This is a genomic window from Clostridioides sp. ZZV14-6345, from assembly GCF_020657775.1.
GTDB classification, from domain to species: Bacteria; Bacillota; Clostridia; order Peptostreptococcales; family Peptostreptococcaceae; genus Clostridioides; species Clostridioides difficile_D.
Genome location: NZ_JAGWCX010000012.1, coordinates 1 through 22,486, shown reverse-complemented (window position 1 = coordinate 22,486; position 22,486 = coordinate 1). Strand labels below are relative to the sequence as shown.

The following is a 22,486-nucleotide window of genomic DNA, read 5'->3' as shown; positions in this document are numbered from 1 at the left end:
ACCAATCTCATCTTTTGTAAATAAACTGTAAAAACATGTTTTTGGTATAAAAGTTAATATTTTGCATAATACTCTTAATTACACCTTTATTTTTTTCTAATCTTGGATTAAAATTAATATTATGCAATACTAATGTAGTGTTCTGTATTATAATCAAATTAAATAGGAGGTATAAAATATGTCAAATGAAACGAACTCATCTAATTTTATAAAAAACATTATTATAAATGACCTAGAAACAGGAAAACATGACAGTATAATAACTCGTTTTCCACCTGAACCAAACGGATATTTACATATTGGTCATGCAAAAAGTATATGTCTTAATTTTGGATTAGCTAAGGAGTTTAATGGAAAGGCTAATTTAAGATTTGATGATACAAATCCATTAAAAGAGGATGTTGAATATGTAGAATCTATAAAAGAAGATGTCAAGTGGTTAGGATTTGATTGGAACGAATTAAATTTTGCATCTAACTACTTTGATGAAATGTACAAAAGAGCTTTAATACTAATAAAAAAAGGTAAAGCTTATGTATGTGACTTGACACAAGAGGAAATGAGAGAATATCGTGGTACTCTAACTGAACCGGGAAAAGAAAGTCCTCATAGAAATAGAACTATTGAAGAAAACCTTGATTTATTTGAAAGAATGAAAAATGGTGAATTTAAAGATGGTGAAAAAACATTAAGAGCTAAAATAGATATGTCTTCTCCAAATATAAACCTTAGAGACCCAATTATATATAGAATATCTCATTCAACACACCACAATACAGGAGATAAATGGTGTATATATCCTATGTATGCCTTTGCTCATCCAATTGAAGATGCAATTGAAGGAATAACTCACTCTATATGTACTTTAGAGTTTGAAGACCAAAGACCTCTTTACGATTGGTTTGTTAAAGAGTGTGAAATGGAAAATGTACCTAGACAAATAGAATTTGCTAGGCTTAATATAAACAATACTGTTATGAGTAAAAGAAAATTAAAACAACTTGTAGATGAAGGTATTGTTGATGGTTGGGATGACCCTCGTGTTCCTACAATATCCGGAATCAGGCGTAAGGGATATACTGCAGAAGCATTACGCAATTTCTGTAGCGAAATAGGAGTATCAAAAGTTAACTCTACAGTAGATAGCCAAATGCTTGATTATTTCCTAAGAGAAAACTTACAACCAAAGGCTCCTCTTACCATGGGAGTTTTAAGACCTTTAAAACTGATTATAACTAATTACCCAGAAGATAAAACTGAAATGCTAGAAATAGAAAATAATGCTAAGGATGAATCTCAAGGAAAGAGATTAGTTCCGTTCTCTAGAGAATTATATATAGAACAGGATGATTTTATGGAAGAACCTGTTAAGAAATATTTCAGATTTTTCCCAGGAAATGAAGTTCGTTTAAAAGGTGCTTATTTCGTAAAATGTACTGATGTAATTAAGGATGAAAATGGAAATGTAGTTGAAATACATGGTACTTATGACCCTGAAACTAAGAGTGGCTCTGGCTTTACAGGTCGTAAAGTAAAATCTACAATACACTGGGTTGATGCTAAATCAGCTATCCCATGTGAATTCAGATTATTTGAACCATTAATCCTTGATGATATCCCTGAAAATGAGGGCAAACATTTCTTAGAACAAATAAATCCTAATTCATTGGAAATATTACAAGGTTTTGTTGAACCTACACAGATAAAAGATGCTAAACCTTTTGATAAATTTCAATTTGTTAGAAATGGATTCTTTAGTATAGATAATAAATATACAACTGATGAAAAACTTGTATTTAATAGAATAGTTCCTCTAAAAAGCTCTTTTAAACCAACTAAATAATCTTACAATAAAAAAATGAAGACTTAAAATATAAATTACTTCTGCTATAAATAACTTTAGTTAGAAGTAATTTTTTATTTGAGTCTTCATAATTTACTTTAAATTATTAATTTTTTTCACTATAGACTCCCATAACTTCTATTCCATCTTTTATACATTCTATGCTAAGAGGAAAATCTGGCCCTTTTTCTCCATCAATATCCGTTATAAGGGAATCTTCACATTCTATATATACCTTTTTAGTTTTAAAGTATAGTATTTCATTTCCATTATATTGATCTAAATAATCCCCTCTAAGCACACTTATCAAAACTGGTATTGATTTTGGGATTGGCATTCCTTTAAAAATAATTACATCCAAATATCCATCATCTATTTCAGCCTTATATGCTAGATTTATATTTCCTGCTGTTTTGCCATTAAAAATCAGCATAAGATACATATCTCCATCATAATACATTTCTTCAGAAGATACTTTTATCTTAAATTTTCTCATATACAATGCTTCTTCTATTCCCTTTATATAATAAGAAATTCTTCCAAATGAATTTTTTAAGTCTGTATTTATCCTTTGTGATACATCTGTAAACATACCTGCACTTGCAACATTTATAAAGTACTTATCATTGACTTTCCCTATGTCTATTTTCTTAGATTTTGAATTTATGATTTTATTTATGGCTTCTTTTATATCAAATGAAATTTGAAGAGCATTTGAAAAATCATTTGCAGTTCCTGTAGGCAAAATTCCAATTGGAATTCTTATGTCTAACTCTTTCATCGCATTTACTACTAAATCTACAGTACCATCACCACCAGCTATCAGTATATGCTCATAAGAGCTATCCACTTCCTTAAAAGCATTTTTTACAGGTTCTTTAATAGTCAATCTATAGGGTATCAATAAATAATTTTGTTCCTGATATAATTCTATAATAGTGTCTAAATTTGATAATATCTTTTTTTCACCTGAATTAGGATTGTATATAAGTTTTACTTTTTTCATTATTTCTCCTTACTCATTTTATTCTTTTAGTATCCAAAATCTTCGTTTAAGAAAATTATATGTATTCTTTCTGGTGTTAATTGTCTTTTTATAAGTGTATAACTACAGCATATTCTTCCTGGACTTGAACAGTCTATACATATACCAGTAGTCTTACATCCAGTATTTGTATTTAATCTTTTACAATTGGCTGGAGCTGCTATTGTTTTTGTTCTTTTTATAGCCTCGTCTACATCTTTAACTATTTTGTTTACTCCTGCTATAACTATTACTTTATCAGGTCCATATATCATAGCAGCTACTCTATTCCCATTTCCATCTAGATTGTAAAGTTCTCCATTTTCTGTTATTGCATTAGTACTTGTAAAATAAGCATCTGCAGAAAATGATTTTCTATATATTTCTTTCATTTCTTCTGGTTTGATATCTTTTGCATATCTATCAAGAAAATCGTATTTTTCTCTTATAAAATCAATTACTCCTGTTTCAAATAAAGTCATAGAACCTCCACATCCTACTAGAGAACCTACTTTCACTATTTCTTCAATTTTTTTGAAAAGTTCTTCTTTATTATTTACTAAATACCCCTTCATATTATTATTTTCTAGCGACTTTATCGTTTTTTCTATTCTTTTTTCATTAAGCCAATTTAGATTTTGGTCCATTTTAACTTCCCCCTTATTTTTAATATGTATTAATTATCTATAAGCTTTATTTTCTTTATAAGTTTATTTTAGTACATCTAAAAAAAAATACAATATAAAACTTAAATAGTTTTCCATAAATTTTTCCACAATACTATTTAATCAAAAAAGGAAAGCAGATGTATTTTTCTACTTTCCCTATATTGTATGTAGTATTATATATTTTCTAAAATCTATATATTAATTATATGTTTTATATTATCAAATATCACAACTAATTTAAATGTAATATTATATCTTTTTAACATATAAATTGTATTATTTATTTTAATATATGCAACTTCAATATTTATTAATTTGATGAAGAAGATGCTATAGCTGCACTTGTAGCTGCCATTACACATGCAATTTGAATAGCAACAACAATATTTAAAAATATATTATTAGTTATAGAGCCTATATTATTCTCATTTTGTATCGACTCTGCATAAATTGAAGCCACAATAGCAGAACTAATCATTACTCTATTACTTTTTCCTAAAGACCAATTTCCAAAGCCTTTTTCTTCTTTAAGTTTATTTGAAACATTTTTTATTTTTTCTATTATTTCATCTTCTCTATAATCTAACAATGAAATTGCTCCTATTATTGGATATCCATAATAATTCATTTTACAATCATTTTCTTTAAATACTTTTTTAAGTTCAATAGTCTTTTTACATTTAGTCATAGTTCTATCATCACTAAATAAAAGAATTTGAGATAATGCTTGTAAATCATTTCCTTTATAAAAACCATTTTTATTTAGAAACTCATAGCATTTTTCTATGTATTCTAAATCTTCTTCTAAATTTTTTGAATGAATTGCAATAAGTGCTATATTACAATAGTCATCACTAGAAGTTAAAAATGGATGTTTTTTCCTCATATATTCATATATTATTTTCATTTTTGATATGCATGTAAGGTAATCCATTTTCTCTCTATTTTCATAAACTATTGATGCTGTAAGTGGTAAATATGTATCGCCCCAAAACTTTTCATTTTTAAGCTCTTTATATATATCTAAAATCACCTTAAAACTACCTTCTGGATTTGATTCAAATGAAAGTAGTGTTGCCATATAAAATAGATTATATCCTCTAAAATTAGAGAATATTCCAGTATTTTTTTTAATAAGCTCTATTCGTTCTTCTACCACTCTAGGGCTTATTCTCTTGTTCTTAAGGGTAAATGCAAGTGCACAACTATGTTGGATTAATCCCATTTGCCAAGAACCTTTAACTTCATTTAACGCTTTATAATTTTCAACTAATAAGTTTACTTTTCCATTTATAAAAGATTGTTCCATATTGCCCTCCCAGTAATATATCTAATTGTATTAATAGTTTTATATTCATTATATATATATTAAATACGACAATCAATACATATTACTTTAAGAAGCATTATTCTTCAACAATAATGTAGCCTTTTTTATAATGCCTTCCCATATTATTAACTCTATCATAGTAATCTGATTCACTTTCATTATTCCATTTTGGCACAAATACATCTATTGCATTAGAATTGCTAAAATACTTACTAGACCCCCTATCCATAACAGTTTTTAATTTTCCATCTACAATAATCTTAGTTCCAAAACTCAAGTGATTGTTTGCTACAAAACCATCTTCTAAATCATCTCCTGTAGCAGTTATAGCTCCATATCCATTTTCTTGATTAAGACTTGTGTAATAACTCACTTCAAAAGTTATGGGTACTAACTTCTTTATTTTAATCCCCAACTGATTTTGTAGTTTTTCCTTTTGTACTTTTAACTTATACTCATCACTATTTTTATATTCTTCCATACCTTGATTATATTTGGAATTAAAGCTTTTACCTGACTGTACTATAGTATCTATATTTACTATAGATTCTTTACAATGATCTGCATCTATTTTTGTTTCTCCATTTACCAATAATGGAGTTAAACATACACTACATACAACACATGTAATCAATGCTTCTTTAAGCTTCATAAATTCCCCCCTTATTATTTTGATATATTAGCATATTTAATATTATATGTCTACATTTAGATTTAAATACCATACCCATTTGCTTTAAGAAGTTGTCTTATATTTAATTCACCTTAAACCCTTATAAATCCTCTATCTTAGAATCATATAGAATAAAGCTTTTATAATTAAATATATTTTGTTAATCTTTTAAGACCTAGAAACACTTTTATTTAATTTTTCTATTTTTTAGAATTTAAGAATTAAAATTCTATAATTTTAAAATATATTGAATTTATTTTTTTGAGATGATATAATTTTTTCAAGAGGTGATTAATATGATAAAAAATACAAAACAAATTACAGTAGAAGTTAATGAAATTTTATTGCAAGAAATATCTAAGATAACTAATGATGAAGATAAAATTTTGACAGATTTGATAAATGAGTCAATTGTAAATTATATTCTTGAAAATAAGAAAGATGACATTGAAAATAAAGACTTGGAAGAAGTGATTAAATTTTACAAAAAAGAAAATACTGAAAGCCCTAAAAGTGCAGCAAGAGCTATTGCTGAAGCAAAAACTCACACTTTATATTAAGCAAATAAAAAAGTTCCTAAAAACTAGGAACCTTTTTATTTTAACAATTATTAATATACATTTCAACATTTATCTTAAGTTTATAAATATAAACATGTTTAATACAACCTATTATATACTGACCTTAAGCTCTAGAAATAATCAAAACAAAAATAAAATTATACCTTTTATGTATCTAAAACAATTAATTTACATGATTAATAGACAAAAATTTTTACTTTTAGATTAATACTCAGTATCAAGTTAGACTAATATTAACCACAAATCTAATATAAATTAAATTCTAATTGATTTGATTTTATATCAAATTTATTGTATTAATATTATGATAAAAAGATAAAAATACTTATAAAAAATTATAAATTTTACATAAGACTTTATATTGGATTCATTTGACTAATTATTGTAAAAACTATTTATTTTATGATAATTAACTACACTAAATTATTCATCTTTCTTAATGTCTTTAACCCATTTTTCAACAGAGTTCAATTCTTCCTCATTTACCCCCTTTTTGAACAAAGATTTCATAAAGCTCTCAATAGAACTTCCATGCATATTATCTAAAAAAGTTTTTGTTTCAAAATGTAAGTACTCCCCTTCTTCAATAAGAACTGTATAATGTGTATGCCTATCAATCTTTCTTGCACTTAAGAATTGCTTATTTACTAATCTTGATAAAAGTGTTAGTGTTGTAGTTTGCTTCCAATCATATAGTTTTTCCATAGCTTCAATGACATCTTTTGATGTTACTGTAAAATCTGAACCCCAAATAAATTTCATGACTTTTAATTCTGCTGGTGGTATCTTAGTAATAGTCATATGATTTTACACTCCTCTCAAACTTCTATATAATTAAATACTATATTAATAGACTTTTAGAGTCAAAGGTTTTATTTAAAATGTCTAATCCAATTTTATTAATATAAAAAACTTAAATTTTTAATATAAATGAAATATATAATCTATTAATATAAAAAGTAAATATCTTTTATTTATAAGTATAACAGATTGTTAAATCAAAATTCTAATATTTGAAATAATAAATATATATGATGTATTAAAATAGATGCAACTTTATTTCAAAAACTATTTTTGAGTTCGTATATATGTTATAATAAGTGTATAAAATTTTGATTGGTGGGTTATATATGAATGCATTTATTAGAAAAAGAAATAAAAACTATGTTGTTTACCTTGAATTTACAGATGAAGATACAGGCAAAAGAAAACAAAAAAATATGGGTACTTTTGACAAAAAAAGAGAAGCAAGTAAAAGATTAAATGAGGTAAAAGAAAGCTTATATAAGGACGGTTTCTTAGTCCCAAATGAAATTACAGTTTCAGAATTTCTATTAGATTTTCTAAATAAATATAGTGAAAATATATCATTAGCTACATACAATAATTATGTTAGTATTTGTAAGAATTACATTAATCCATCTATTGGAAAATATAAAATACAAGACTTACATCCTATTCACATACAAAATTACATAGATGAACTATCTTATAAACTAAATCCTCAGTCAATTAAGATTCATATAAATATATTGAAACTTGCAGTAAAAAGAGCTTATAGACTCAAATTAATAAAAGAAAATGTCATGGATGATATAGAAACGCCAAGATATAAAAAATTTAAAAATGAAATTTATGATAGAGAGCAAATGATAAAATTATTAGATTTAGTAAAAAATACAAATATGGAGTTACCTATTAATTTGGCCATTGGATTAGGACTTAGAATTTCAGAAGTTTTAGGTCTAACTTGGGATAATATTGATTTTGAAGAAAATACAATAACAGTAAATAAGATAACCTCCAGAATTAATGGTTCTGTAATTCTTAAGGAACCAAAGACAGAAAGCTCTATCAGAAAAATATCTGCTCCAAAAGAGTTAATGTCTTTATTAAAGGAATATAAAGTAAAACAGAATAAAAATTTATTAAAATCTTCTATTAGAAATAATAGTAATTTATTGTTTTTTAATAAAAAATGTGAACCTATTGCTGAGGATGTTATGAGTAAAAGATTTAAAAGATTTTTAGAAAAGAATAACTTACCTCATATTAGATTCCATGATTTAAGACATTCACATGTTACTTTACTTATAAATTCTAAAGTACCTATAAAGGTTATATCTGAAAGAGTTGGACACTCAAATATAAATACTACCTTAAGCGTTTATTCTCATGTACTTAAGGAAATGGATAAAGAAGCTTCTGACAAAATTTCTGAAAGTTTATTTAACGCTAATTAATATTATATTTAAATTTATATTTTTTCACTATTATAATTGCAATCCAAAATAAATACTAAAAATATATCATTCTTCCCACAGAAGATAAAATCCTATTATGCTAGTACACAATAATTTATGACATTATGGTTATAGCAGTTGCATCTTGGCATGAAAATGGACAAGTTCACTGAGATAGATTTATATAATTATATTATATATTTTTTGAATACTTTGTCTCCAGACCTCATTGTAAGTTAACCCAACGTAGACAACCAATTTTGATTTGGAGACACTCATTTTCTATAATTTTTTATTCTCTAAATACTATTACATCTTAAATCTATTCCTAATTTTATGAACTATATATGTCTACACTAGTATAAATTGTACTTATTAATATTATTTAGCTACAATTTCAAATCTTTCTTCTAATATTATTTATTATAAATTTACTTTCAGGAAGCGTGAGTATCCTACTTAGACTATAACTTAACTTCTGATTTGGTACATTATATTAAGAGGTGTAAATGGATAGTAGCGTCGAACTTCCTGTACAAACATTTTAAGTTCATTACTATCTCTAGTTAAGAGTTTTTCTTTACATTCTGGATACTCATGTAATGCTAAAGGTGGAAATAGCAACAATAGGACGTAATACATTAATAAGTTCTACCCCAGCCATATGACTATCCAACTGATTACCATTCAAATCTCTATAAAAAGCCATAGCATGAAGTGCTGTTTCTTCTTCTGCTTTAATCTTGCCTGAACGGACCTCTTCTATGATACCTTTTATCCATTCTTCTGATTTAGCTCTAAATCTTCTTCCTTTCCAATGCCTAATACCAACAGCACCAAATGCATCAATCATTAAACTAAATTCTTTTGCTAATTTTTTTGCTTCAGATTCTTTTAGTGGAACTCCAGCCCATTGACAAGCTGCTCTGCATAATATTTCATTTAGTTCATCAAAAAGAATAATCTGCTTTTTATTTTCCCAAATTTTAATAGAATCTTCAAGCTTCTTCATTGTAAGTTTAGCAAGTTGATTTTGATGTGATGGAGTCATCAACGAGATGAATAAACGTTTTCTATGAATGTGAGCGTCTCCATCCATAGATTGAATAGCTCCAACTCCAAATAATGTTTTTTGTACTCTTTTAGGTGTTGCACCATTTCTATAAAAAGTTCTGAATCATAAAAAATTTTTGCAGCCTCTTCTCCAGTCATACAAATTACTTTTTGTCCAAGTAGGTGAGTCTCAAATATATCATATTGATACTGATTAACTCTGTTTTTAATAAATAAATACCTTTCATGTAATAAATTTAGAGTGTTATCCAATCCTTCATCATACGGAACTTGTTTCTTAATTGACATACTGCTATGTTCTCCTTTTCTTGTTAACGGTCGAGTTAGTTACTTTAATATAATTACCTCTTCTAAAATGCTTTTTAGAAGAATAATTCTACACTGTTTTTATTATTGTCTATATCATCACATATAATACTTCTATTATAATACTTCCTTAGTCCAATTTATTTAGCCAACCATATAGTTCAACTTGCTACTTTTATATTTAGTTCTAATAAAAATTTCCCTATCACATATTTTAATTATTTCAACAATGAAAAAGAGGCCTATCTCTATTTTGAGACAACCTCTTTCAAACGAATTCTATATTAAATTTATACTAATAATTATTTATCTTTTCCATACATTTTAGCTAATTGGTCTTGTATCTCTTTACTTTCTAAATACTCATCAAAGTCCATTTTTCTATCCATTAGTCCATTTGGAGTTATCTCTATAATTCTATTTGCTATGGTAGATATAAACTCATGGTCATGAGAAGTAAATAAAAGCACTCCTGGGAACTTTTCAAGTCCTTTATTTACAGAAGTTATACTTTCTAGGTCTAGATGGTTGGTAGGGTCATCCAATACAAGTACGTTAGCATTTGAAAGCATTAGCTTACTAAGCATACATCTAACCTTTTCTCCTCCAGATATAACTTGAGCTTCTTTTAAAGCTTCTTCACCAGAGAATAACATTCTACCTAAAAACCCTCTTATAAAACTCTCACTTTTTTCTTCAGAAAACTGTCTAAGCCAGTCAACTAAAGAATATTCTACTCCATCAAAAAACTTATTATGATTCTTTGGAAGATAATCTTGAGAAGTAGTTACTCCCCATTTATACTCTCCACTATCTGGTTCAAGTTCTCCCATAACTATGTTAAAAAGTGCAGTAGTAGCTATTTCATCACCCATAAATACTACTTTATCATCCCTATCCAATCTAAAGGATACATTATCAAGAACTTTAACTCCATCTATAGTTTTAGTTAAGTTGTGTACTTCTAAAACTTCATTACCAATTTCTCTAGCAGGCGTAAATCCTACATATGGATATCTTCTTCTTGATGGTTGTATGTCTTCAACTTCTAATTTTTCCAATTGTTTCTTTCTTGATGTAGCTTGCTTAGCCTTTGAGGCATTAGAACTAAATCTAGCTATAAATTCCTTTAATTGAGCTATTTTTTCTTCAGTCTTTTTATTTTGGTCCTTAGCAAGTTGTAATGCCAATTGACTTGATTCATACCAGAAATCATAGTTTCCAACATACATTTGTATTTTACCAAAGTCTACATCAACTATATTAGTACATATTTGATTTAGGAAATGTCTATCATGTGATACTATTATAACTATAGACTCTTCCAAATCCATTATAAAATTATTTAACCAGTTTATTGATTTAAAATCCAAGTGGTTTGTAGGCTCGTCCATTAATAGTATCTCTGGCTTACCAAAAAGTGATTGTGCTAACAATACCTTAACTTTTTCTCCACCAACTAATTCTTTCATTTGCTTGTAATGCATATCTTTAGTTATACCAAGACCCATAAGTATTTTCTCAGCGTTAGTTTCTGCCTCCCATCCATCAAGTTCCGCAAATTCTCCTTCAAGTTCGGCAGCTTTTATTCCATCTTCTTCACTAAAGTCTTCCTTCATATATAACGCATCTTTTTCTTTCATTATGTTCCAAAGTCTCTCATGACCTCTTATAACAACATTTAAAACAGTTTCTTCTTCATATTCAAAGTGGTCCTGTTTCAAAACCGACATTCTTTCTTTATCAGTTATAGATATACTACCTGTATTTGGCTCTATCTCTCCTGATAATATTTTTAAAAAAGTAGATTTTCCCGCACCATTAGCTCCTATTATTCCATAGCAATTACCTTTAGTAAATTTTAAGTTGACATCTTTAAATAGTTCCTTATCACCAAATCTAAGTCCAACACCTGTAACTTGTAACATTAATATATTTTCCTTTCTTTTTGCCCATAATTTATTTTATCATAAAATTTTGATAACATTTTTATTATCTATTATCACATAAATAGTATATTTTTTATACTAAATTTGTGAAATATTTATTGAAATAATACTAAAAATTGTAAATTCATAAAAATTAACAATCTATTATATTATACTTATAAAGAAATCAAATTGCAACTTTATTCCTTCTTTTACACATTGAAAATAAGTTATTATAACTTCTAAACAAATGATGCTTTCTCTAAAGTATCATTTGTTTATTTTATTTCATATTTAAAAAGAGTACTTATTTTGTAAATACTCTTTTTAATAGTATTATATTTTAGCAAAATTACATGCAGGGTAAGTACATACATCACAGTTCATACAAAGACCACCATGACCATATCTAGCTATATCATACTTATCAAGTTTTTCATCAATTAAAACTCTAGATAAGACTATATCAAATACTGTAGTTTTGTGATACATTGCACACCCAGGTATCCCCATAATTGGAACTTCCCCATAATAAGCAAGTAAAAACATAGCTCCTGGTAATATTGGTGACCCATATGTAACTAAATCAGCTCCAGTTTCTTTTATAGCTGTTGGTGTGACATCATCTGGGTCTACACTCATACCACCAGTACAACAGATAAGTTCTGCTCCTTGACTTATAAATTCTTTTATTGCATTTTTTATAACTTCTTTATCATCTGGACATATAGTCTGTCCTATAACTTCACAGCCAAATCCCTTTACTTTTTCTTCTATTACTGGTCCAAATTTATCAACAATTCTGCTATAGAATACTTCATTTCCTGTAGTAACAATACCTACCTTCTTAGGTTTAAAAGGTATTACATTTACTATTTTTCTATTACCAACTACTTTTTTTGCCTCTTCTAATTTTTTCTCATCTATAACTAAAGGTATAACTCTTGTTCCAGCTACTTTTAAGTCTTTATTTACTATAAAATTATTATGAAGAGTAGCCATCATTATCTCGCCAACACAATTCAAATCAAAAAGTGCATCAACATCTATTTTTAAAAGTCCATCACATGCTGCTATAAAATCTATCTTTCCTTCCTTTATTTCACTAAAATCTAAATTTTCTCCAGCAGTTAAATCTTTTAAAAACAATGCACCTTCATTTTCATGAATCATACCCTCTAATTTTTCCCATACATACAAATTGTCTTTACCAAGAGACAATAATACTGGAATATCCTCTTCTTTTATTACATGACCTTTTTTAAACTTTCTTCCTTTAAATTCTCCAGGTATTATTTGAGTTATGTCATGACATAAAACTTGTCCAACAGCATCTATAGTTTTTATTAACTTCATAATTTACCCCCAATTCTTTCATAATCCATTTTTGTATCAATGTCCAATAGCATTTCCTTAGGAACTTCTACATACTTTATTTTTGATGAATTTTTTAAAACGGTTTTACCTTTTTCATCTTCTTTAAGTGCCAATAACTCTTCTTTCTTACTATATGGGAATATAACTGGATTTCCATATACATCTTTATATCTTGGAATTACTATAAAATCTCTATCTAATTTAAAAGTATTTATAATTTTATCTATATATAAATTATCAATAAATGGCTGATCTCCTACAAAGAACATATAACCATCACATTTTGAACTGTTCAAAATCCCCAATTTTATGGATTCACTTTGACCTACATTCGCATTTTTATTATATATATATTTAAAACCATATTTATTACACAATAATAAAACCTCTTTATACTGACTTACCACTATAACTTGATGAAAACTAATTTTACTAACTGCTTTAAATACATGTTCTATTATCGAACATCCTTTATAATCTAATAAAAGTTTATTTGCTCCCATTCTTCTTGCAAAACCTGATGCCATTATTACTGCATTTATCATATATATCATCCTTGGTATTTATAATGTATTGATACTTCTATGATTTTTATAATACTGTTATTGATATTATCTATATATATAATATCATATAAACTATTTTAATACTTCAATATCTTATACAAAAATTTTGCTTTATACTTCCATAAAATATTTCTATTTCGCTTTCATATTCCTTAATATTTTTTATTAATTTTATGGCTAAATTTTTATATTTTTCATTTTCAACTTTATTAATAAATAACACTCTTTTTCCAGAATAATTTTTAAATAATCCATTTGGATTTAATACTATATTTTTTAAGTTTTCAAGGCTTACTGTAGAATTACTACTAATATTATATGTATCTACACTTGCTATTTTTTTAAATATATCTAATCTGTGTATATTCTCTTCATTAATATTCATTCCGAACGAAGTTATATCCAATATACCTATAGTTTTCGTACTTTTATGGTATACTACTGGTTCTCCATCATTCCAACCTTTAAGTCTTTTTCGTTTTGAACCATCTCCCTCTATTAAAACTAAATCAAATTTGTCTACAATCTCATCCAAAATAGATGAATTAATACCTACTACTTTATTTTCATTATTTATATAGCTTCCACATACTGTTACTCCATGACAAATAGATGGAATAGCAGTTCCATCTATTGTCAAGATTATATTGTCATAATCACTTGGTACATATATTTTAGTTGTTGTTGTAAGGAGAACTTTTAATTTATCTCTATAAAAATCTGCAAAATAGTTTATAAATGAAGTTTTTCCTCCTGCTCCAACTACAGTTATTATTTCGTTCTCTTCTATTATATCTGATAATTTCACACTTTCACCTCTTATAACTAGTTTTTTAATCTCTTAATTTTTATAGCTGAACCTTTTTAGTAAAAGTGATTTTTGAAATTCCATAAACTCGAAAGTAAATAGATTCTGTTGTAAACAACAAGGCGGATCCAATTCGCCGCTAAGCTGTAAGCTTACGCTATCAGTTTATCTTTTAAATATAATTAAGATATTCTTATTCTTTGTGGTTGCTTTAATATTTGAGGATTATTCTGCAAACTAGATAAATCAACTATTTGTGATTTTTTTAATATATTAAGACTCGCATTTACATCTGCGTTTATAACTACTCCAACACTAGATTTGTACTGACCACGTGTTATTCTTTCACCTTTAAAGTCATATTTTTTCACATTATCCACATTTATATTAGGTAGGAAATCATCAGCAAAAAAATCAGATTTACTAGTATAACTTTCTTCTTGTCTAATAAAATTGATATTTTTTATTTTACATAGATATTCTAACTTCCCTTTTATCTCTCCAAAGGGAATTCTTATAAAATTTCTATATATTTTCCTCTCCATATTATCACTTTTTTCTAACTTAGCATTATATCCTACAATTAAATTACCAATATTATTTTTTACACAGTAATCAATTATGTAAAAACAAGTTTTGTTTACGTAGTCTTTAACTTGATTGTTCCTCTTATTCCAGACCTTAAATTGTTTTCTTGTGATTGCGGTTATATTCTTTTTTAATTTTAAGGTCTCTATTTTATCATTCTGTTTATTTGCCCACTGATTCACAGATTTGAGCCTTTTTCCATCTATGATAAAACTATCACCTAAATTGGTAACACATGTACATAAGTTTTCTAAACCTAAGTCTATTGCTAGTGCATTTTTTTGATTTGAAACTTCCTCTGATTTCGGTATTTCATAACAATACTGAATTTCAAAGAACCTAGCCTTATGTTTAGGTATTATTCTTATTTCTTTAATTTTTTTGTCTAGTATATTTTGTGGAACTTTTATGCTTACTTTACCATATAATTTTTTAAAGGCTGGAGACATAGGTACATTTAGAATACCATCTTCCTTAATTCTTATTTGACCTATTATTATGCTAAAAAAGCCTTCCTTGTCCAAATATTTAGGTGACTTTATCCCTCTAAAATCATACTTACCTTCTTTTGCTAGTTTAATTAGACCAAAAAATGACCTAAATGAACTATCAACTTCTTTTAATATTTGTTGTGCTATATTACTATTGAGAAGTTTATAATTCTCATTTTCTTTACAGACATGATAATTTGCTTCATAATTAAGATGTTCTCCTTTATTAAAATAATGCTGTCTTACATTATATGTACCAACATTATATAAATTCTTTGCCAAGAAACACATCTCTCGTAGAGCTTGATATTCTTTTTTAGTTAAGTTTTTTAATTGTTGTCTCTGAGTACCATAGTGTATATTTTTTATTCTACTTGTCATAAACTCACCTCCTTTAGAATATACTCTACTAGACATTATATACGGTATTTTTACAAAACACCATATATAATGTCCATTTAATTACTTTATTTTACAAAATAATTTAAATTTATATGCTTTTATATAGTATATCACTTGTTATAATTGTTTGTTATTATTTTTCATACCCATATAAACCTTTTCAAAAGTCATAGGAAGCTCCCTTATACGAACTCCCGTAGCATTAAATATTGCATTTGCTATAGCTGGTGCTGGTGTGTGTATAACTATTTCTCCTAAGGATTTAGCACCATAAGGACCTCCTGGGTCGAAATTATCAGCAAAATCTACCAATATATTTCCCACTTCTTTTTTTGTAGGAACTTTATACTGTAAGAAACTATCTGTCAATAATCTTCCATCTTTATCAAATCTAGGGTCTTCATACATTGCAAACCCTATACCCATCATTACTCCACCTTCTACTTGTATTCTAGCCAGAGTTGGATTTATAACTGTTCCACAGTCAGGTACACATGCAAAGTTTATTACCTTATATTCACCTGTATTTTTATCTAGTTCTATCTCTGCAAAACCTGCTATAAATGGTTTTATTCTTTTTAACATACCAAAAGATTCTGTTGCTTCCAAAACTACTGGCACATCATCACTAGCAAATCCTATGCCTCCAACTGATTCTCTACCTAATTCCTCTAATAGCACAAACTTACTGTTATCGTTTTTAACAAAAACTCTGTCTTTTCCTAACTCTAAATCTTCTTTTTTAAATCCTAGCTTTGATTCTGCTACTGAAAGTAATATTTCTTTTAATTTATTTGCTGTCTTTATTGTTGCATTTCCTGTAACCGTTGTAGTACAAGAAGCAAATGCTCCTGTATCATATGGACATAAATCTGAATCACCTGTATAAATAGATATTCTATCTACAGTGGTATTTAAAGTTTCAGCAGCAATTTGTGCTTGAATTGTATCAGCTCCTTGACCTAAATCAGCAAGACCAGATAATAACTTATATGTTCCATCTTCATCCATTCGTATAGTCACTGTTGCCATATCTACACGTGGTATGCCAGAACCATGATTTGCCACTGCCATACCTACTGCTCTTACCTTGTTATTTCCTATATCTTTACATGGATATTTATCATCCCAGTTAATTAATTTCTTACCCTTTTCTATACATTGTTTCAACTCACAGCTTAATATTTCTTCTTCAGCTGCTTTTCCATTAGTATGTCTATCTATTATGTTTTTAACCCTAAATTCAAGTGGGTCCATTCCAATCTTATTTGCTAATTCGTCAATAGCACTATCTATTGCAAATATTCCCTGTGTGGCACCATATCCTCTAAGTGCTCCTGCTGGTAGTCTATTAGTATATACAGTTCTGGCATCAAATCTAACAGCATCAATATCATTATATATTGGCAATGTATTATGCCCAGATTCTGAAGAAACAGAAACTCCATTACCACCATAAGCACCTGTATTATTTAATGATTTTAACTCTATTGCTTTTAAATTTCCTTCTTTATCTGCACCCACTCTAACATCAAAAAACATTTCATGCCTACTATTAGAACCAACAAAAGTTTCGTTTCTTGTAAATACAAATTTTGCTGGTCTACCAGTTTTCATAGTGACAAATGCAGTGAATATATCTGTCGCTGCTATATTCTTTCCTCCAAATCCACCACCTATTCTAGGCTTTATCACTCTTATCTTTGAAGATGGAATTCCCAACACTTTTCTAAGTATTCTCTTTACATTGTGTGGTGATTGTAATGATGAAACTACAACAATTCTATCATTTATATCTTTGTATGAGTATGACCTATGAGTTTCCATCATACAATGCGATTGACTTTGAGTTTTATATGAAGATTCAACAACAAAATCACTTTCTTTAAGTTTAGCTTCAACATCACCAAATTCAAAAAATTCTTTTGATACTATATTATTTTTCGCATCTAATCCAAAAGGATATGGCTCTACTATATCTTTTTCTGGATGTATAACAACTTCATTTCCTTCTGCTTCTCTTGCATTAAATACAGGTTTTAAAACCTCATAGTCTACCTTTATCATTTTTAAGGCTTTAAGTGCTGTTTTTTCATCTTCAGCTGCGACTAAAGCTACTTCATCCCCAACAAATCTAACTGTATCTTCAAGCAGAACTCTATCATAAGGAGATGCTTCTGGCTCTGTCTGACCTGGAACACAATATCTTACTTGTGCTACATCTTTATACGTATAAATAGCCACAACTCCTGGAATTTTTTCGGCTTTTGATGTATCTATATTCTTTATTTTAGCATGTGCATGTGAACTTCTAAGCAATTTTAACGTCAAAACATCTTTATGCATAATAAGGTCTTCAGTATATAGAGGTTTTCCTGTAACAATTGCTGTACTATCTATCTTTCTTATCCCCTTATTAATCATTATCTATTCCCTCCCTCAATAGCATCATACATCCTTTTCACTAGCGCACTTGCCATATCAATTCTATACTCCTTACTAGCTCTCATATTACTTCCATAAGTCAATTCCTTGCTTGCAATAATAGATGCTTTATCTATATCTTTTTCTTTACTTAATATGCTACTTGCTTTAAGTGCTAATCTAGCTTTTTGAGGTCTTGCTCCAATTGCTATTTTGTAAGTATCATTTTCTTTTAACATAGCTGAATTTAATACAGAAAAATCTCCTGTACACTTTCTTATTGAATCAAAAACAGCTATTGCATCTTTTTTTGGTAGTATCACTTCAACCAGTATATCTTTACTTGATTCACTATCTAAAAACTCATTTAGTTCTAATATTCCTTTATTGTATAATCTTACCTTCGCCCCAACAACCAAAAGTGCTGGGATTAAGTCAGAAAAACCATATTTTGAAAATACACTTGCACCAATTCTAGCACCTTGTCTAAATTGAACTCCAACTATATGAGAAATAGCTTTTGAAAGTATTCCACTACAGTAATTTTTAATAGTTTTATCGATTTCTAAACTTCTAAGAGAAGTATCTGCACCTATCAAAATATTTTTTTCATCATCTTTTATATAATTTAGATTTATGTCCTTTAAATCTATAGCTGTTCCTATATTTTTATTGCTTAATTTTATAAATCCGCATCCACCTAAAATAACATTATTTTTTTTAGAAGTTAAAATTTTATATGCTTCTTCTAAACTTTGTGGAACTGAATATTCTTTTATAGTAACCATCTTATCCCCCTAACGTTAAGCTTATTAAAATCTAAAAGTTTTAAATATATCTTTTAATTTATACCTATAAACTTAATTCACATATATTCACTCTGTATGTTACAAATATTCCTCTTTATCCTTAATTTTATTATCCTTATTTCTTGAAAATTTAATCATATACAAAGCCTGAACTATTATAGCAACCATCGCTCCTGAAACTACACTTGAATCTGCAAGTAAGGTTTCTATAAACTTTGGAAATTTTTCAAGAACTTGAGGAACTACCATGAATCCTATACCAGATGCCATAGAAAGTCCTAGTATCATACTATTTTCTTGATTAAATCCATCCATACTAACAAGTCTTAACCCAGATGTTGTAAGAGTTGAAAATATTACAAGTGTTGCTCCTCCAACTACACAAGGAGGGATTGTTCTAATTAAATTAGCTAGCAAAGGCGATATTCCTGCCAAAAATAGTCCAATTCCTCCAATAGCTAGTACAAATTTACTTATAACCTTTGTATTAGAAACGATTGCAGAATTTTGACCAAACATCCCCATTGGAGTTGCAGAAAATAAAGCACCTATTGTAGAAAGGACTCCATTTCCTAAAACAGCAGAAGAAAGTTCCTCATCTGTAACTTGTCTATTAAGTCCTCCTACCGCAGAAAGTGTACAAGCACCCATAATATCAGCTATCTCAACCAAATATATTATTGAAAACATTACTACAACTTCAATTTTTATATCTAACCCAAAAGCAAGTGGTTTTGGAAGTGCAACCAAAGTAAACTCTTGAATTGAAGAAAAATTTACTATCCCTAAAATTAATGATAGAATGTATCCAAAAATTATGCTGACTAATATTGATGCATCTTTAAACAATCCTTTTCCATACTTGTTTAATCCTAATATCATAAGAGATACAGATATTCCGACTACAAAATTAATTGGATGCCCAAAAGTTTCATTTCCCATACCTCCAGCTAAATTTTTTATAGCTATTGGAAAAAGTCCAAGACCCATACATGCAACTATTGTCCCAGATACGACTGGAGTAAATATAAATCGTATTTTTTTTAGTCCAAAGCCAATTATAATTATTACTACACCAGCTATTATTTGAGAACCAAATAATACTGGTAATCCATATTTACCTGCAACAGATACTCCAGCTCCTATAAACATAGCTGTAGCTCCCATTATAACTGGTATTCCTCCTCCTAATTTAAATCCTTTAAATAGAGGTATTGGATATAATTGTAATAAAGTTGATAATCCTGCAAAAATTAATGCAGCTTGAATCAATAATGTTGACATCTTATGATTAAGTCCAGCTGCATTTGCAACCAATATTGCTGGCAAACAACTTCCTATTACCATCGCCATTAAGTGTTGTAACCCTAAAGGTATTGACTCCTTTAGTGGTGGTATTCCGTCTAATTCAAATTTTGATGTACTTTTTGCTTTCATAATAAAAACTCCCGTTACATAAAACTTATTGAATTATATAAATACTTAAAAATCTAATATATTAAATTAAATGAAGTTTATAAATCTTGATTATACTACAATATACATTTAAGTTTTTAAACTTAAATAATATGTACAATAAATTTAATTATTAACAAATAAACCTATTCTATCATTTTGTATATGTTATATACAGTGCTTTACAAACATAAGAATATTATAGCTATGAATTTTTAATTTTTTATAATAAATTTAATTCAGTTTAAATCTTTCAATCTTAATCATTATAAGTTATAAGTTTTCATAAGTATTTATATTTTTAAGTTTTAAACATTTACCTATAAACGCTACTTTATAGATGTCACTTTAAGTACAGTGACCTCATACTTTCATATGAGCGTAGACTATTTCTTCATCTTCAGCATTACCTGCTAAGAGCAACCCGTTTCCACTATCAATAGCTTATAGTGTACTCTCTCTCGAGATAGTCGTTTGACCTTCCTATTTCTAGGCTTGGCGACCAAATGTCCATTCTTAAGTACTTAGGCTCTCACCATATACCATCCTTGCTATTGTTTCTGGTTTTCGCCACATTCATAAAAGTTTCTTTCTATCTTTTATTGTAGTTGCAAGGCTTTAGGATTTACTGGTTTTAAAGTTGTGTCCTACATAGATTTCTCTATGTACGGGGCTAAAAGTACAATTTATTTAATATACTTTGCTTTACCCCCTGTAAATAATATTATTTACTCTTTCACTGTTTTTGTTATTAAATTAATTAAATAATAATTAATCTAAGCATAAAATAATTTTTTAATTTAAACTCAAAATATTTATGAATATTTTATAATATAATTCTCATAAGACAGAAAAACTTAATAAGCTATGTATCTCAGTTGTACCAATGTACTCTCCTTTACTATATTTGTATCTGCAACATAAAATATACAAGTTTCTATCTATATTATAGATATATATTAATATCTATAAGTCAAATAGTAATATTATTTGTATAGTAAAAATTTTATTCATATTACCATTTATAATTTTTATAGAGCAATTTTAGTGCCAATATTTGCATACATTTGCATAGTATAAAATTTTTATGCTTTCATTGATAAAATTTTACTTATTTCAAGCGTTCTATCACATTTTATCATTTAAATTTTTAAGTTTTCTTTTTATAAACTCATTATAATTACACAAAAAAAAGACCAAAAAATATTTTTTTAACGGTCTTTTCTCAATTTTTTATTTTCATTTCTAAAATTTATAATAAATAGTAATAAGACTATAAGTTCTTTTATATAAGATTTTTATTTTGTGGATGATAAATTATTAAAATGTTATCTGACTGATTTTAGTTTGACAATATCACTCCAATTTTTACTAGTAGCTAACTCTACTAAATTTAAATCTCTTCTTATTTCAGCTATATCCTCTTTTATAGAGTTTGTATCACCTTTTATATATGCTATATTATGTTCCATATTATCATGAGTGGCTTTATTTATTTCAGAATTATGTAATAAACTTCCTAAAATATTATTCTGTTCTACCTGTTTCTCTTTCATTGATTTCTCTTCACTTTCTAGACTATCAATTTTAACTTCAATTCCATACAATTTTTCGTTTGCTATAGTTACCTCTTCTTTAATTCCACTAATATCTTCACTAATATTATTTATTTTATTTTGCATAAAGTTTATTTCTAATTTCACTTCAGAAACATTGTCTTTCATTATAGTTATTTCTTGCATTACTTCAGATATATCTTCTTTTACTACACCTATCTCATGTTTTACCCCATTCATTTCTTTTTTCATCGTATTTACTTCTTGTTTTACTTCAGATATATCTTCCTTAACTGTGTTTATCTCCTCTTTCATTTCAGACATATCTTCCTTCATTGCA

The 22,486-nt window shown here is 27.6% G+C and carries 19 protein-coding genes and 1 pseudogene; 3 read left to right on the top strand and 17 right to left on the bottom strand.

All coding sequences use genetic code 11. The features are described from left to right. Positions 1-178: 178 nt before the first annotated feature. Complete coding sequence (locus KGF39_RS04715) at positions 179-1,843, top strand: glutamine--tRNA ligase/YqeY domain fusion protein (RefSeq protein WP_054274017.1); 1,665 nt, start codon at positions 179-181, stop codon at positions 1,841-1,843. 106 nt (positions 1,844-1,949) lie between these two features. On the opposite strand, the gene KGF39_RS04710 is transcribed toward KGF39_RS04715, so the two are convergent. The 4 genes from KGF39_RS04710 to KGF39_RS04695 form a co-directional block, all read right to left on the bottom strand. Next, positions 1,950-2,849 (bottom strand): YegS/Rv2252/BmrU family lipid kinase, encoded by a 900-nt coding sequence (locus tag KGF39_RS04710; RefSeq protein ID WP_107594174.1) that lies wholly within the window; start codon positions 2,847-2,849, stop codon positions 1,950-1,952. Positions 2,850-2,875: 26 nt separating this feature from the next. After that, positions 2,876-3,514: a lactate utilization protein gene (locus tag KGF39_RS04705; protein WP_054274019.1), complete on the bottom strand. Its 639-nt coding sequence runs from the start codon at positions 3,512-3,514 to the stop codon at positions 2,876-2,878. A 331-nt stretch (positions 3,515-3,845) separates the two neighbouring features. Next, positions 3,846-4,844, bottom strand: coding sequence for a DUF4003 domain-containing protein (locus tag KGF39_RS04700; RefSeq protein WP_054274020.1), 999 nt, complete (start codon positions 4,842-4,844; stop codon positions 3,846-3,848). Positions 4,845-4,941: 97 nt separating this feature from the next. Beyond that, on the bottom strand, positions 4,942-5,517 hold the full coding sequence (locus tag KGF39_RS04695; protein WP_054274021.1) for a hypothetical protein: 576 nt from the start codon (positions 5,515-5,517) through the stop codon (positions 4,942-4,944). A 317-nt stretch (positions 5,518-5,834) separates the two neighbouring features. Here KGF39_RS04695 and KGF39_RS04690 point away from each other — a divergent pair, with 317 nt between their 5' ends. Next, the gene (locus KGF39_RS04690; RefSeq protein WP_054274022.1) at positions 5,835-6,098 is read left to right on the top strand and encodes a hypothetical protein; all 264 of its coding nucleotides are present in this window, start codon (positions 5,835-5,837) and stop codon (positions 6,096-6,098) included. 444 nt (positions 6,099-6,542) lie between these two features. On the opposite strand, the gene KGF39_RS04685 is transcribed toward KGF39_RS04690, so the two are convergent. After that, positions 6,543-6,920, bottom strand: coding sequence for a BlaI/MecI/CopY family transcriptional regulator (locus tag KGF39_RS04685; protein ID WP_107594176.1), 378 nt, complete (start codon positions 6,918-6,920; stop codon positions 6,543-6,545). Positions 6,921-7,249: 329 nt separating this feature from the next. Between KGF39_RS04685 and KGF39_RS04680 the strand changes: the two genes are divergently transcribed. Continuing rightward, positions 7,250-8,362: a tyrosine-type recombinase/integrase gene (locus tag KGF39_RS04680; RefSeq protein WP_054274024.1), complete on the top strand. Its 1,113-nt coding sequence runs from the start codon at positions 7,250-7,252 to the stop codon at positions 8,360-8,362. Positions 8,363-8,833: 471 nt separating this feature from the next. Here KGF39_RS04680 and KGF39_RS20055 read toward each other — a convergent pair whose 3' ends face one another. The 12 genes and pseudogenes from KGF39_RS20055 to KGF39_RS04630 all read right to left on the bottom strand — a co-directional run. Next, the gene (locus KGF39_RS20055; protein WP_306800918.1) at positions 8,834-8,986 is read right to left on the bottom strand and encodes a hypothetical protein; all 153 of its coding nucleotides are present in this window, start codon (positions 8,984-8,986) and stop codon (positions 8,834-8,836) included. Then, a complete protein-coding gene (locus KGF39_RS20050; RefSeq protein ID WP_306800917.1) occupies positions 8,958-9,416 on the bottom strand; it encodes a hypothetical protein in 459 nt (152 codons plus the stop codon). Before KGF39_RS20050 ends, KGF39_RS20055 begins: the two co-directional genes overlap by 29 nt. After that, positions 9,413-9,724, bottom strand: a complete 312-nt coding sequence (locus KGF39_RS20045) for a hypothetical protein (RefSeq protein ID WP_306800916.1) — start codon at positions 9,722-9,724, stop codon at positions 9,413-9,415. The genes KGF39_RS20050 and KGF39_RS20045 overlap by 4 nt, the downstream gene beginning before the upstream one ends. Positions 9,725-10,044: 320 nt before the next feature. Further along, positions 10,045-11,670, bottom strand: a complete 1,626-nt coding sequence (locus KGF39_RS04670; RefSeq protein ID WP_054274028.1) for an ABC-F family ATP-binding cassette domain-containing protein — start codon at positions 11,668-11,670, stop codon at positions 10,045-10,047. A gap of 336 nt (positions 11,671-12,006) precedes the next feature. Next, on the bottom strand, positions 12,007-13,026 hold the full coding sequence (locus KGF39_RS04665; protein ID WP_227821393.1) for a molybdopterin-binding protein: 1,020 nt from the start codon (positions 13,024-13,026) through the stop codon (positions 12,007-12,009). Then, complete coding sequence (gene mocA, locus KGF39_RS04660) at positions 13,023-13,592, bottom strand: molybdenum cofactor cytidylyltransferase (protein WP_054274030.1); 570 nt, start codon at positions 13,590-13,592, stop codon at positions 13,023-13,025. Before mocA ends, KGF39_RS04665 begins: the two co-directional genes overlap by 4 nt. Before the next feature lie 106 nt (positions 13,593-13,698). Continuing rightward, a complete protein-coding gene (gene yqeC, locus KGF39_RS04655) occupies positions 13,699-14,421 on the bottom strand; it encodes a selenium cofactor biosynthesis protein YqeC (protein WP_107595129.1) in 723 nt (240 codons plus the stop codon). Between the two features lie 182 nt (positions 14,422-14,603). Further along, positions 14,604-15,881: a transposase gene (locus KGF39_RS04650; protein ID WP_227821392.1), complete on the bottom strand. Its 1,278-nt coding sequence runs from the start codon at positions 15,879-15,881 to the stop codon at positions 14,604-14,606. Between the two features lie 138 nt (positions 15,882-16,019). Beyond that, positions 16,020-18,326, bottom strand: coding sequence for a molybdopterin cofactor-binding domain-containing protein (locus KGF39_RS04645; protein ID WP_227821391.1), 2,307 nt, complete (start codon positions 18,324-18,326; stop codon positions 16,020-16,022). Then, complete coding sequence (locus KGF39_RS04640) at positions 18,326-19,114, bottom strand: FAD binding domain-containing protein (RefSeq protein WP_227821390.1); 789 nt, start codon at positions 19,112-19,114, stop codon at positions 18,326-18,328. The genes KGF39_RS04645 and KGF39_RS04640 overlap by 1 nt, the downstream gene beginning before the upstream one ends. A 99-nt stretch (positions 19,115-19,213) precedes the next feature. Then, the gene (locus tag KGF39_RS04635; protein ID WP_227821389.1) at positions 19,214-20,572 is read right to left on the bottom strand and encodes a solute carrier family 23 protein; all 1,359 of its coding nucleotides are present in this window, start codon (positions 20,570-20,572) and stop codon (positions 19,214-19,216) included. 1,346 nt (positions 20,573-21,918) lie between these two features. Then, positions 21,919-22,486, bottom strand: a pseudogene (locus KGF39_RS04630) (hypothetical protein); the annotation flags it as partial.